This window comes from Oerskovia turbata, assembly GCF_000718325.1.
GTDB lineage: Bacteria > Actinomycetota > Actinomycetes > Actinomycetales > Cellulomonadaceae > Oerskovia > Oerskovia turbata.
Genome location: NZ_JOFV01000005.1, coordinates 218898 through 231355, shown reverse-complemented (window position 1 = coordinate 231355; position 12458 = coordinate 218898). Strand labels below are relative to the sequence as shown.

13 protein-coding genes are annotated in these 12458 nt (G+C 73.5%); 6 read left to right on the top strand and 7 right to left on the bottom strand.

Features of this window, described 5'->3' with window-relative positions; all coding sequences use genetic code 11:
- Positions 1-13 precede the first annotated feature (13 nt).
- Entirely contained in the window at positions 14-1051 is a 1038-nt protein-coding gene (locus tag IE95_RS0106630) for an NAD(P)/FAD-dependent oxidoreductase (RefSeq protein WP_051702850.1), read from the top strand.
- 147 nt (positions 1052-1198) lie between these two features.
- The gene (locus tag IE95_RS0106625) at positions 1199-1717 is read left to right on the top strand and encodes a GNAT family N-acetyltransferase (protein WP_030150847.1); all 519 of its coding nucleotides are present in this window, start codon (positions 1199-1201) and stop codon (positions 1715-1717) included.
- A gap of 79 nt (positions 1718-1796) precedes the next feature.
- Here the strand turns inward: IE95_RS0106625 and IE95_RS0106620 are convergent, their stop codons facing one another.
- Entirely contained in the window at positions 1797-2873 is a 1077-nt protein-coding gene (locus IE95_RS0106620; protein WP_030150846.1) for a thiamine-phosphate kinase, read from the bottom strand.
- A 53-nt stretch (positions 2874-2926) separates the two neighbouring features.
- Between IE95_RS0106620 and IE95_RS0106615 the strand changes: the two genes are divergently transcribed.
- The gene (locus tag IE95_RS0106615; protein WP_338068421.1) at positions 2927-3418 is read left to right on the top strand and encodes a DUF3515 domain-containing protein; all 492 of its coding nucleotides are present in this window, start codon (positions 2927-2929) and stop codon (positions 3416-3418) included.
- Between the two features lie 92 nt (positions 3419-3510).
- Here the strand turns inward: IE95_RS0106615 and IE95_RS0106610 are convergent, their stop codons facing one another.
- Positions 3511-4650, bottom strand: coding sequence for a D-alanine--D-alanine ligase family protein (locus IE95_RS0106610; protein WP_030150844.1), 1140 nt, complete (start codon positions 4648-4650; stop codon positions 3511-3513).
- Positions 4651-4745: 95 nt separating this feature from the next.
- Here IE95_RS0106610 and IE95_RS0106605 point away from each other — a divergent pair, with 95 nt between their 5' ends.
- Complete coding sequence (locus IE95_RS0106605) at positions 4746-5918, top strand: acyl-CoA dehydrogenase family protein (RefSeq protein WP_030150843.1); 1173 nt, start codon at positions 4746-4748, stop codon at positions 5916-5918.
- 160 nt (positions 5919-6078) lie between these two features.
- A complete protein-coding gene (locus tag IE95_RS0106600; RefSeq protein WP_030150842.1) occupies positions 6079-7257 on the top strand; it encodes a trans-sulfuration enzyme family protein in 1179 nt (392 codons plus the stop codon).
- Positions 7258-7285: 28 nt separating this feature from the next.
- On the opposite strand, the gene IE95_RS0106595 is transcribed toward IE95_RS0106600, so the two are convergent.
- Complete coding sequence (locus tag IE95_RS0106595) at positions 7286-7651, bottom strand: DUF6191 domain-containing protein (RefSeq protein ID WP_051702823.1); 366 nt, start codon at positions 7649-7651, stop codon at positions 7286-7288.
- A 251-nt stretch (positions 7652-7902) separates the two neighbouring features.
- Here IE95_RS0106595 and IE95_RS0106590 point away from each other — a divergent pair, with 251 nt between their 5' ends.
- Positions 7903-8577, top strand: a complete 675-nt coding sequence (locus IE95_RS0106590; protein WP_030150840.1) for an AMIN-like domain-containing (lipo)protein — start codon at positions 7903-7905, stop codon at positions 8575-8577.
- 77 nt (positions 8578-8654) lie between these two features.
- Here IE95_RS0106590 and IE95_RS0106585 read toward each other — a convergent pair whose 3' ends face one another.
- From IE95_RS0106585 to IE95_RS0106570, 4 genes are read right to left on the bottom strand one after another with little or no spacing between them, the layout of a single operon-like run.
- Positions 8655-9680 carry an NAD(P)H-dependent glycerol-3-phosphate dehydrogenase gene (locus IE95_RS0106585; protein ID WP_240666215.1) on the bottom strand — a complete coding sequence of 342 codons (1026 nt, stop codon included), beginning with the start codon at positions 9678-9680 and terminating at the stop codon, positions 8655-8657.
- Positions 9677-10405, bottom strand: coding sequence for a lysophospholipid acyltransferase family protein (locus IE95_RS0106580; protein WP_030150838.1), 729 nt, complete (start codon positions 10403-10405; stop codon positions 9677-9679). The genes IE95_RS0106585 and IE95_RS0106580 overlap by 4 nt, the downstream gene beginning before the upstream one ends.
- A 46-nt stretch (positions 10406-10451) precedes the next feature.
- Positions 10452-11057 carry a response regulator transcription factor gene (locus tag IE95_RS0106575; RefSeq protein WP_030150837.1) on the bottom strand — a complete coding sequence of 202 codons (606 nt, stop codon included), beginning with the start codon at positions 11055-11057 and terminating at the stop codon, positions 10452-10454.
- On the bottom strand, positions 11054-12400 hold the full coding sequence (locus IE95_RS0106570) for a sensor histidine kinase (RefSeq protein WP_129429391.1): 1347 nt from the start codon (positions 12398-12400) through the stop codon (positions 11054-11056). Before IE95_RS0106570 ends, IE95_RS0106575 begins: the two co-directional genes overlap by 4 nt.
- Positions 12401-12458: the final 58 nt, after the last annotated feature.

Genomic DNA, 12458 nt, shown 5'->3' with positions numbered 1-12458 from the left:
GGAGGTGGTCCCCATGACCCGCACGAGCCCGACACCCGCCACGGGTGAGAACACGCACATCGACCGCACGCCCCGTGTCCACGACGTGATCGTCGTCGGAGGCGGCGCGGCCGGGCTCAGCGGAGCCCTGACTCTCGCCCGCGCGCGGCGCGACGTGCTCGTGGTCGACGCCGGCCGTCCCCGCAACGCCCCGGCCGCGCACATGCACGGCTACCTGTCCCGCGACGGCGAGGACCCATCCGCGCTGCTGGCCACCGGTCGCGGCGAGGTCACGGCACACGGCGGCCGCATCACGCAGGGCGAGGTCGAGTCCGCCGCCCGGCTGCCGGACGGCGGTTTCGAGGTGCGGCTCGCGGACGGCCGGGACCTGCACGCTCGCCGGCTGCTCGTCACCACGGGACTGGTCGACGAGCTGCCCGCGGTGCCCGGGGTCGCCGAGCGCTGGGGCAAGGACGTCCTGCACTGCCCGTACTGCCATGGCTGGGAGGTCCGCGACCGGGCCGTGGGCATCCTCGCCACGAGCCCGATGGCGCTCCACCAGGCCCAGATGTGGCGGCAGTGGACCGACGACGTGACGCTCTTCCTCCACGAGGAGCCCGCGCCGGACGCACCGACCCACGCCGCGCTCGACGCACGCGGCGTCAGGGTCGTCGACGGTCCGGTCGAGGCGCTCGACGTCCAGGAGGGCTCGCTGCGCGGCGTGCGCCTGACGTCCGGGGAGGTCGTGCCGTGCGACGCCCTCGTCGTCGCGCCCCGCTTCACGGCCCGGTCCGCGGTCCTGGAGTCCCTGGGCATCGAGACCGCGGAGCAGGTCGTCGACGGCACGGTGGTCGGGACGTACGTCCCGTCCGACCCGATGGGGGCGACCTCGCTGCCCGGGGTCCGCGTCGCGGGCAACGTCACGAACATCATGGCGCAGGTCGTCGCCGCAGCCGCCGCCGGGGTCCAGGCCGCTGCGGCGACCAACGGTGATCTGATCGCCGACGACGTCCGACGTGCGCTCGCGGACGTACCGGTCGACACCCGGCAGGCGACCGCCGACAAAGGCTGAGAGGATCGGTGGACGGTGGACCGCGAGGGGCGACGCCGACGTCCCAGCCCCCTCGCCGAAGTCGACAACACATCCCCTGGGGGAGATTTGCTGAAGATCCAGACCGAGAGGGTTGGCGAATCTCCACGGAAGTGGCAGGATTTGGTCATGGTGACGGAACTCAACGAGGTAACGATCCGCACGGCGACACCGCAGGACGCGGCGTCGATCGCCCAGGTGCACATCGCGTCCTGGCGCGGGGCCTATGCCGGGATCGTCCCCGACGAGTACCTGGCCTCTCTCGACCACGACCAGCGTGAAGCGGCCTGGACCACGAACCTCGCGAACTCGGGCGCCGACATCCTCCTCGCCGAGGCCGACGGTAGGGCCCTCGGGTTCGCCAGCATCGGGCCTGCACGCGACGAGGACGCCGACGAGGGCGACCTCGAGATCTACGCCATCTACCTCGACCCCGAGGCCTGGGGCCGGGGTGTGGCCCGCGACCTGATGCGGACCATGCTCGGCAAGGTCCCCCCGCGCACCCCCGTCTCCCTGTGGGTGCTCAAGGACAACGACCGCGCACAGCACTTCTACCGTCGTCACGGGTTCGCCCCGGACGGCGTCGAGCGCCGCGACGACATCGGTGGTCGTGACCTGACCCAGGTGCGGTACCGCCGCAGGTCCTGACCCGAGGGCCACGCCCACGTCCTCCCGTCGAGGGGGTCACCCGTGAGGGTGGCCCCCTCGACCGTCGTCCGCACGCGGCTCAGCCGCGGAAGTGGTCCCACCCGACGCCGTGCGCGCGCGGAGCGACCCCGTCGACCGTGACCGCCGGACGTCCGGCGCCGGAGGCCGCGGGTCCCGCAGCCACCACGCGCCCAACCTCCCGGAACGGCTCGGGGAGGGCCGTCCCCGCAGGGAAGGTCGCGAGCAGCCCGTGGTCCTCGCCGCCCGTCAGCACCCAGTCGCGAGCCAGCGCCGCCCGGTCCCCCGACGCCGCGACGTCCTCGGCGGCGGACGGCCACTCCCCGGCCGGACGCCGACCCGTGGCCGAGCTCACGGCGGACGCCGCACGGGCGAGCCGGGCGAGGTCCGCCGCGAACGCGTCGAGGTCCAGGTCGATCCTGACGCCGCTCGCGCGCGCGACACGGCCCGCGTCCCGCAGCAACCCGTCGGACAGGTCCAGCATCGCGGTCGCACCGGCGTCGGCCGCCGCGGGGCCCGCGGCGAGCGGCGGCTCGGGCCGCAGGTACGCGCCGACCAGCTCACGGTCCGCGTCCCCCAGGTCGTGGTCGAGCAGGGCGAGCCCCGCGGCGGACCAGCCCCTGCGCCCGGCGTGCGCGACGACGTCGGACACCTGGGCGCCCGAGCGCAGGACCGGCGCGCGCCCGCCCAGGTCCCCGTGGACCGTGACCGCGACGACCACGTCGTCACCGCTCGACAGGTCTCCCCCGACGACGGCCGCCCCGGACGGGGAGCACGCCGCGGCAAGTCCGCGCGCGAGGCCCGTGACCCACCCGACGGGCAGGTGCCCCGGGATCACGAGCGAGACCACGAGCGACGTGGGCCGTGCCCCCATGGCGGCGACGTCGGCGAGGTTCTGCATCGCTGCGCGCCACCCCACGTCGTACCCCGTGGACCACTCCGGGCGGAAATGGCGCCGCTCGACCAGGACGTCCGTCGAGACGACGAACCGCCCGTCGGACGCGCTGACCACGGCCGAGTCGTCGCCCGGACCCACCAGCGTCGCCTCGCCCGTCGGCAGGAGCGGGAAGATCGCCGCGAGCAGCTCCTCCTCCGAGGTCTCTCGTACCAGGGCCGGGTTCTCGTTCGGATCGCTCACGGCGCCACCTTACGCGGGACCGGAACGCCCGCCGGAGCGGCTACCGTTGGAGGGTGCTGAACGCCCCTCGTACCCCTGCCCGACGCCGGACGCTCACCGGGATCCTGCTGGTCGCCGTGGCCGCGGGCCTCGGAGCCTGCGCACCGACCATCGGCGTCCCGGTCGCGGACGACGCCGCGAACCCGAAGTGCGCCGAGGTCGTCCTCGCGGTCCCCGACGAGCTCGCCGGCCTCCCCCAGGTCAAGACCGACAGCCAGGCCACCGCCGCCTGGGGCGAACCCGGCGCGGCCGTGACGCTGCGCTGCGGCGTGACCCCGCCCGAGCCCACCACGGCCGGATGCCTGGGGGTGCCGAGCAACGCCGGGAGCGTCGACTGGATCGTCACCGACGACGGCAAGGACACCTGGACGTTCGTGACCTACGGCCGCGACCCCGCGGTCGAGGTCCAGCTCCCCCCGGCCGTGAGCACGACCCGCACCTCGTCGTTCGTCTCGGACCTCAACCGTGCGGTGTCCAAGGTCGAGCAGACGCGCTACTGCATGTAGGTCAGCACAGCGAGCCCGTAGGACGACGAGAGCGCGCCGCCCCGTGAGGGCGGCGCGCTCTTCGCGTGTACCAGATCAGGAGGCCGGGACGGTCAGCGCAGGCCCGTGGGGCGCTGCAGCGCGAGCTGGATGAGCTCGTCGATCAGCTCCGGGTACGTGATCCCGGACTTCTCCCACATGCGCGGGTACATCGAGAACGGCGTGAAGCCCGGCATCGTGTTGATCTCGTTGACGATGACCTGACCGGCGGTCGTCACGAACACGTCGACGCGCGAGAGCCCCTCGGCACCCACGGCCTCGAACGTGCGGACCGCGATGTCGCGGACCTCGTCGACGAGGTCCTGCGGCAGGTCGGCCGGGCAGCTCAGCTCGACGCCCGCCTCGTCGAGGTACTTGGCCTCGAAGTCGTAGAAGTCGTGGTGCGCGTCGGTCACGACGATCTCGCCCGGCAACGACGCCCGCGGGCGCTCCCCCTCACGGCCACCGAGGACCGCGCACTCGATCTCACGCCCCACGACCCCGGCCTCGATCACGACCTTGGGGTCGTGCCTGCGGGCCTCGGCGATGGCCGCGGGCAGGTCCGCGAGGTCGTCGACCTTGGTGATGCCGAGGCTCGACCCCGCCCGGGCCGGCTTGACGAACACGGGCAGGCCCAGGCCCGCGACCGTCTCGGTCCAGGCGGCAGGGTTGCGGTCCCACTCCCCCGGGGGGATGACCGTGTACGGCGCGATGGGCAGGCCTTGCCCCGCGAGCACCAGCTTCATGAACTGCTTGTCCATGCCCACGGCCGACGCGAGCACCCCCGCGCCCACGTAGGGGACGTCGGCGAGCTCGAGCAGCCCCTGGAGCGTGCCGTCCTCGCCGAACGGCCCGTGGAGCAGCGGGAAGACGACGTCGACCTCGCCCAGCTCGCGCGGGAACTCGCCCGGCTCCAGGACGCGCAGCACTCGCTGCCCCACCGCGAGCGGCAGCAGCACCTCACCACCCGTCGCCGTGACCTCCGGCAGGTTGCCGGGCGTGATCTCCCAGCGCTCGGGCTCGTCGGCCGCGAGCACCCACTGCCCCGCCCTGGTGATCCCGACGGGGACGACCTCGTAGCGCTCGCGGTCGATCGCGCGCATCACGCCGCCCGCGGTCGCGCACGAGATCACGTGCTCGCCGGAGCGTCCGCCGAAGAGGATGAGGACGCGCGTCTTGCGCGCGGGAGCACTGGGTTCTGGCTGGCTGGACATCGCCGACGACCCTACCGGAACCGTGCTCGACAGCGTGAACAGGAGCGGACGGGCGAGGTGCCCAGGAGGTGGAGGTGCGGTGGTAGAACGGGAGCATGACCTCTCCGCTGCTGACCGACGACCTGCTCGACCGCATCCGCTCGCGCGCCGCGACCTACGACCGGGAGAACACGTTCTTCACCGAGGACTTCGAGGAGCTGACCGCGGCCGGCTACCTGAAGGCGTTCGTGCCCACCGCGATGGGCGGGCCGGGCCTGGGGCTGCGCGACGTCGCGCACGAGCAGATCCGCCTCGCGGGCGCAGCCCCCGCGACCGCGCTCGCGGTGAACATGCACCACGTGTGGACCGGCGTCGCGCGCTACCTGTACGAGCGCGGGGACCACTCGCTCGACGTCGTCCTGGAGGAGGCCGCGCGCGGCGAGGTCTTCGCGTTCGGGTACTCGGAGCCCGGCAACGACCTGGTGCTCTTCGGGTCGAGGACCCAGGCCCGGCCCGACGGCGAGGGCGGCTACTCGTTCCACGGCCGGAAGATCTTCACGTCCCTGTCGCCCGCGTGGACCCGGCTGGGGGTGCTAGGGATCGAGACGGCCACCGAGGACGGCCCCGCGCTCGAGGGCGACCCTCGCCTCGTGCACGCGTTCGTGACGCGCGAGGGCGGCGGCGTCGACGTGCTCGACGACTGGGACACGGTCGGCATGCGTGCGAGCCAGAGCCGGACGACCCTGCTCGTGGGCGCGCACGCCCCGGCCGACCGGGTCGTGCGCCGCCTGGCCCCGGGGCCGTCGACCGACCCGCTCGTGCTCGCGATCTTCACGACGTTCGAGGTTCTCCTCGCGTCGGTCTACACGGGGATCGGCAAGCGGGCCCTGGAGCTCGCGATCGAGAACGCGCACCGGCGCACCTCGATGAAGAACGGCGGCAGGCCGCTGTCACAGGACCCCGACATCCGCTGGCGGGTCGCCGACGCAGGCATCGCGATGGACGGGATCTACCCGCAGATCGACCAGCTGGCAGGCGAGATCGACGCCCTCGTGGACCGTGGTGCGGGCTGGTTCACGGCCGTCGCGGGCCTCAAGGTGCGGGCCACGGAGACGGCGCGCGTCGTCGTCGACCAGGCGATCCGGGTGTCCGGCGGGTCGTCGTACTTCGCGTCCTCCGAGCTCGGGCGGCTCTACCGTGACGTGCTCGCCGGGATCTTCCACCCGTCCGACGACGAGTCCACGCACTCGACGTTCGCGAGCGCGCTGCTCGGGCCGGTCGAGGACTGACGAGGGGCCGACCGGCGTCGCATCGAGCGTGCAGCTCGGGTCGCCCTGGCCGGTCGGCACTTCTTGCCGACGACGACCCGAACGGCACGCTCGGCACTTCCCTGTCTCCCTCCGCGGTTGCCCGCGGCACCCACCCGGCCGCCAGGCGTAGCCTCGCCCCATGACGACCGAGCCGACCGAGCCCACCGAGCCCACCGTCCGCCGCTCATCGCTGTCCCCCGCCACGATCGCGGTCGCGGCCGGGCGCCCGCGGCGCGAGCAGGGCGGGCCGGTCAACCCGCCCGTGGTCCTGTCCTCGACGTACGTCTCGCGCGGCGTGCAGGAGCCCGGCGAGCTCCTCTACACGCGCATGGACACCGAGACGTGGCACCCGTTCGAGGAAGCCCTCGCGACCCTGGAGGGCGCGACGGAGCCGGGCATCGTGTTCGGCAGCGGCATGGCGGCGATCGCCGCCGTCTTCTCGTTCGTCGCAGCGGGCGGCAAGGTCGTCCTGCCCCGGCACGCCTACCAGGTCACGCTGGGGTTCGCAGACGACCTCGCGGCCCGGTACGGGGTCGAGGTCGTCCGGGTCGACGTCGCCGACACCGACCAGGTGCTCGCCGCGCTCGACGGCGCGGACCTGCTCCTGATCGAGTCACCGACCAACCCCATGCTCGAGGTGGCCGACCTCCCCGTCCTGCTGGCCGCAGCGCGCGCACAGGGCGTGCTCACCGCGGTCGACAACACCTTCGCGACCCCGCTCGGGCAGCAGCCCCTCACCCTCGGGGCCGACGTCGTCGTGCACTCGGTCACGAAGTACCTCGCAGGCCACTCCGACGTCGTGCTGGGGGCCGTCGTCACGAACGACCCGGACCTGGCCGCGAAGGTCCGCGCGTACCGGACCCTGCACGGCGCGATCGCCGGGCCGTGGGAGGTGTGGCTCGCGCTGCGCGGGCTGCGCACGCTCGCGCTGCGCGTCGAGCGGTCCCAGGCCAACGCCGCCGAGATCGCCCGGCGACTGGCCGAGCACCCGCTCGTCGAGGAGGTCCGCCACCCGAGCCTGCCGACCGACCCGGGCCATGAGCGCGCGGCCCGCACCATGACGGGCTTCGGGGCGATCCTCGGCCTGCGCCCCCGGGGCGGGCGCGAGGCCGCGGACGCGGTGGTCGAGGCCGTCGAGCTGTGGGTTCCCGCCACCAGCCTGGGCGGGGTCGAGTCGAGCCTCGAACGGCGGCGGCGGTTCGCGACCGAGTCGCACACGGTCCCCGAGGACCTGCTGCGCCTGAGCGTCGGCATCGAGGACGTCGAGGACCTGTGGGCGGACCTCGACCGGGCCCTGCGCACGACGGTCAGCGGATAGCCGTCCGCCACCGGCAGACTGCCCGCGGCTACCGAGGGGCGTCCGTCCCGTCGACGGGCTGCGGCTCGGCGGGCTGCGGCTCGTACACCTCCGCGCTGAAGACCACGACCCCCGACTCGAGGTCCACGTCGATCGGGGGCGCGGTCGACGGCGCCTGCACGATGTCGAGCCGCTGCCGCTCCTTCTCCTCGGTCAGGTGGACCCGGCTCGGCTGGAAGACGTCGACGAGCTCGCCGAACGCACCGGACCCGGGGCTCTCGCCCGACCCCCGCCCGTCACCGAGCCGCCGGTCCCTGGAGCGCCCGCTCACCATGCGCTCGATCGCGACGACCGCGACGATCACGAGCACGACGATGAAGAAGAGCGGCCCGCCCGCACTGCTGATCCACGGCATGCAGCCACCGTAGGGCCGACGAGAGCCCCTGTCATCCCTCGCGCGAGGGACCGTCGCCCGTGCACGCAGGACTCGCCGGCATGGGCGCCCGTCGGCGCCGGCCGCCACCTGTCGCGGGGCGGCACGACCACGTCCCCGGAGGAGCTCGTTCCCCGATCGAGACCTGTCCTCCCACGATCCGTGACCTGCTCGGCCTAGGCTCGAAGGCCAGCCGGGAGACTCTCCCGGTGAGAACTTCCAGGAGGTAACCGATGAACGCCACGACCCGACGACTCCGGCCCGCGGCGCTCTCCGCCGGTCTCGTCGCCGCACTTCTCGCCATCACGGCCTGTTCAGGAGGAAGCGACGAGGGCGACGAGACGGCCCCGGGCACGCCGACGCCGACGGTGTCCTCGACGCCCAGCCCGTCGCCCACCGCGGGCGCGACGGACGCCCCGACCGGGTCCACGGACGACGACGGCTCGACGTCGGCTCCCCCCTTCCCGGCGAACACCGAGCCCGACACGTCGGAGCCCTCGGCCGGTGCGGCGCTGACCGTGACGGACGTGCGCGTGGGCAGGCACGACGGGTTCGACCGGGTGGTCTTCGAGCTCGGCGGCACCGGCACCCCCGGCTGGCGCGTCGAGTACGTGCCGGAGGCGATCGAGGACGGGAAGGGGGACGTGATCGACGTCGACGGCGACGGCACTCTCCAGGTCATGATCTCGGGCTCGGGCTACCCCATGGACACAGGGGTCGCCGAGTACGCGGGCCCCAACCCCCTGCGGGTCGCCGAGACGGACGAGGTCGAGGAGGTCGTGCTGCGCGGGGTCTTCGAGGGGTACACGCAGGCCTTCATCGGGACCGACGACGCCGACAACCCGTTCCGGGTCTACGCACTGACCGACCCCGCCCGGGTCGTCGTCGAGGTGCGTGACGACGCCTGACGGACGAACGGCCCGGCCCCCGTGAGGGCCGGGCCGCAGCCTCCCCGTGGGGGCCGGGCCGCACGCGCGTGTCCGCCTCAGCGTCCCGACGTCACGCCCTCGGACTTCTGGGGCCGCGAGAGCAGCCCACGAGCCATGTCGTCGACGGGCATGCCCTCGTGCAGGACGGCGACGACGCCGGCCGTGATGGGCATGTCGACGCCCACCTTCTGCGCGAGCTCGAGGACCGAGCGGCAGGACTTGACGCCCTCCGCGGTGCCTCCCGTCGCCGCGACGGCCTCGTCGAGGCTCATGCCGCGGCCGATGTGCTTGCCGAGCGTGTGGTTGCGGGACAGGGGGGACGTGCAGGTAGCGACCAGGTCCCCCATGCCCGCCAGGCCCGAGAAGGTCTCGGCGTCGGCCCCGAGCGCGAGCCCGAGCCGCGTGATCTCGACGAGCCCGCGCGTGATGACGGTGGCCGTCGTGTTGTAGCCGAACCCTCGGCCCTGGGCGATGCCCACGGCGAGCGCGATGACGTTCTTCACGGCGCCGCAGAGCTCGACGCCCACGACGTCGGAGTTGGTGTACGGGCGGAAGTAGGACGACGAGCAGGCGGCCGCGACGAAGCGCGCCGTCTCCTCGTCCGTGGCCGAGACGACGGTCGCGGTCGGCTGGTGCTCGGCGATCTCGCGCGCGAGGTTCGGGCCGGACACGACCGCGACCCGGTCGAGGGGCAGACCCCACACCTCGGCGACGACCTCGCTCATGCGGCGGTCCGTGCTGAGCTCGACCCCCTTCATGAGGGAGACCGCGACGACGTCCTCGGCGAGGTGCTCACGCAGCGGCGCGAGCGTCGCCCGGGCGCTCTGGGACGGGATCGCGACGACGACGAGCTGCGCCCCGGCGAGAGCCTGCGCCGCGTCGGTCGTGGCCGTGAGCCCCGCCGGCAGGTCGATGTCGGGCAGGTACGCGGAGTTGCGGCGGGTCGCGTTGATGTCGGCCGCGACCTCGGGGTTGCGGCCCCACAGCCGGACCTCGCAGCCTGCGTCGGCCAGGACGGCGGCGAACGTCGTGCCCCATGCCCCCGACCCCAGGACGGTCGCGGTGATCTGCTGGTCGCTCACTTGCGCTCCTCCGAGCCGGGGTTCTTGCGGACGTCGAAGCGCTCGGCAGGGGCCTGCTCGCCGCGGATGCCCTCGAGCAGACCGGTGATGGCGTCCATGATGCGGTCGGTGGCCTCACGCAGGGTCGCGGTGTCGACGGGACGCTCGTAGAGGTCCGACAGGTCGACCGGCGGCCCCGCGTGCACCGCGACGTTCTTGGGCGGGAACGGCCGGAACCGCTTGCTGTAGCGGGGCAGAAGGTCCTGCATGCCCCACTGCGCGATGGGCACCACGGGCATGCGGCTCGCGAGGGCCAGGCGCGCGGCGCCCGTCTTGCCGACCATGGGCCACAGGTCGGGGTCACGCGTCAGCGTGCCCTCGGGGAAGACCGCGACGCACTCGCCCAGCGCGAGCTGGTCGACGGCCACGCTGACCGAGGACGCGGCGCCCACGGTGTTGCGCTGGACGGGGATCATGCCCGTGCGGTTCAGGAGGCCGCCGAAGAACGGCACCTTCCACAGCGACGCCTTGGCGAGGATCTTGGGCGCCCGCCCGTTGTCGTACAGGAAGTGGGCGAACGTCAGCGGGTCGATGTTCGACATGTGGTTGCCCGCAGCGATGAACCCGCCCGTGGCGGGGATGTTCTCCTCTCCCTGCCAGTCGCGGCGGGTGATGGCGAACATGAGGGGTCGCACGATGAGCGCGACGAAGCGGTACGCGCGGCTGTCAGGATGAGCTTTCGGCACGGTCACCGAGCCTACCGGGCCGCGTGCCGTCGTCGGGCCCGACCGCTCAGATCCACCCGTGGCGGCGCGCGAGGTGCACTGCCTCGTGCCGGTTGGTCGCACCCAGCTTCGCGGCGGCCGAGGACAGGTAGTTGCGCACCGTGCCCGGCGCGAGCGACGCCCGCGTCGCGATCTCCTCGACCGGGGCTCCACCGGCCGCGAGCTCCAGGACGTCGGCCTCGCGGGGCGTCAGAGGGCTCGAGCCCGCCGCGATGGCCTCGGCCGCGAGCTCGGGGTCGACGTAGCGGCCGCCGGCGTGGACCTGGCGCACGACGTCCGCCAGGACACGCGACGAGACCGTCTTGGGCAGGAAGGCGCCGACGCCTGCCTCGAGCGCGCGCTTGAGGTACCCGGGACGACCATGGCTCGTGACCATGACGACCCGGCACCCCGGCACCTCGCCTGCCAGGGCCCGTGCGACCTCGATCCCGTCGAGGCCCGGCATCTGGAGATCGAGCACCGCGACGTCGGGGGTGTGCTTGCGCGCGGCCGCGAGCGCCTCGGTCCCGGACGCGGCCTGGGCGACGACGTCGAGGTCGTCCTCGAGCGAGAGCAAGGTCGCGAGCGCGTCACGGATGAGGTTCTCGTCGTCGGCGAGCAGGATGCGGATCACGCGGTGGTGCCTTCCTCGGCAGGGCTGGGGGCGCCGGCACCACGGCCCCGGGGGCCGCGCGGCATGCGCGGGACGAGGCTACCCATGGTGGGGGCCGGGAGCGGGACGCTGGCCGTGAGGCGGAAGACGGGCGGCCGGAGATGGGTCTCGAGGCGCCCCCCGGTCTCGGCGAGCCGCTCACCCAGGCCGATCAGGCCGGACCCGCTGGGGCTCCCCGGGCTGGTCGTGGTCCGGTCGAGGTCGGGGACGCCGTCGTTCGTGACGGTCAGCACCGCCTCACCACGCTCGACGCGCAGCATGATCTCGCACCGTGCGGCGTCCGAGTGCCGGACCACGTTCGTCACGGCCTCGCGCACGACCCAGGCGAGCGCCTCCTGCGTCGCCAGGGGCAGCGCAGCCTCCTGCTCGTCGCCGCAGGACTCGATCGTGGTCTCGATGTCGGCCGACCGCAGGACCGAGCGGGCCCCGCTGAGCTCGGCCGGCAGGTCCGTGGCCCGGTACCCGGCGACCACGGCCCGCACCTCGCGCAGCGAGTCCTGCGCGATCTGGCGCACCTCGAGCATCTGCTCGGCCGCCCCCGGGCGACCGCGTGCCGCGAGCTCGGCGGCCAGCTCGCTCTTGACGGCCACGACCGAGAGCGTGCGACCGAACACGTCGTGCAGGTCTCGCGAGAAGCGCAGCCGCTCCTCGGCGACGGCCAGGCGGGCGTGCAGGACACGGTTGCGCTCCTGCTCCCACACGATCCCCAGCATCCAGACCGAGACACGGTAGGACGCGAACACACCGACGCACATGATCGCGACGGCGATCCCCTGGCCGACCGCCATGCCCGTGGCCGTCTCGTCGCGGACGGGGGCGACGAGCCAGGCGACGACCGCCGAGACCGCCGAGACACCGAGCGCCCCCAGCGCGAGCCACCGGAAGGTCAGGAGCGGTGCGCACGCGGCGACGGAGAACCCGAGCGCCGCGGTCACGACCAGGACAGGGGTGTTCCCCATGAACATCGCCCCGTCCCCCTCGGGGTAGGCGCCGACACCGACCACGCACGTCGCGACGGCCAGGGCACCCATGCTGCCGAGCACCCACCGGGGCGGGGGCGGTCCTCCGAGGAACCGGGTGATCCCGCACCTGATCACGACGACGCAGGACACGGTGTGCGCGACGCTCAGCGCGACCAGCGGGGCGAGCAGCGCGGGGTGCCCCGTGGGGGTCTCGCCGACGATCCAGAGCACCACGTACAGCTCGAACGTCGAGATCACGTACAACGACCAGCGCGTGTAGGTGTCGAACCGTTCGGGGTTGGAGCGACGCGACCACGCGCCGACGAGGGGGTTCCGGCTCACGAGGACCAGCCTGTCATGCGACGACGACGACGCGTGCGCACCGGGTACACCCGCCAGG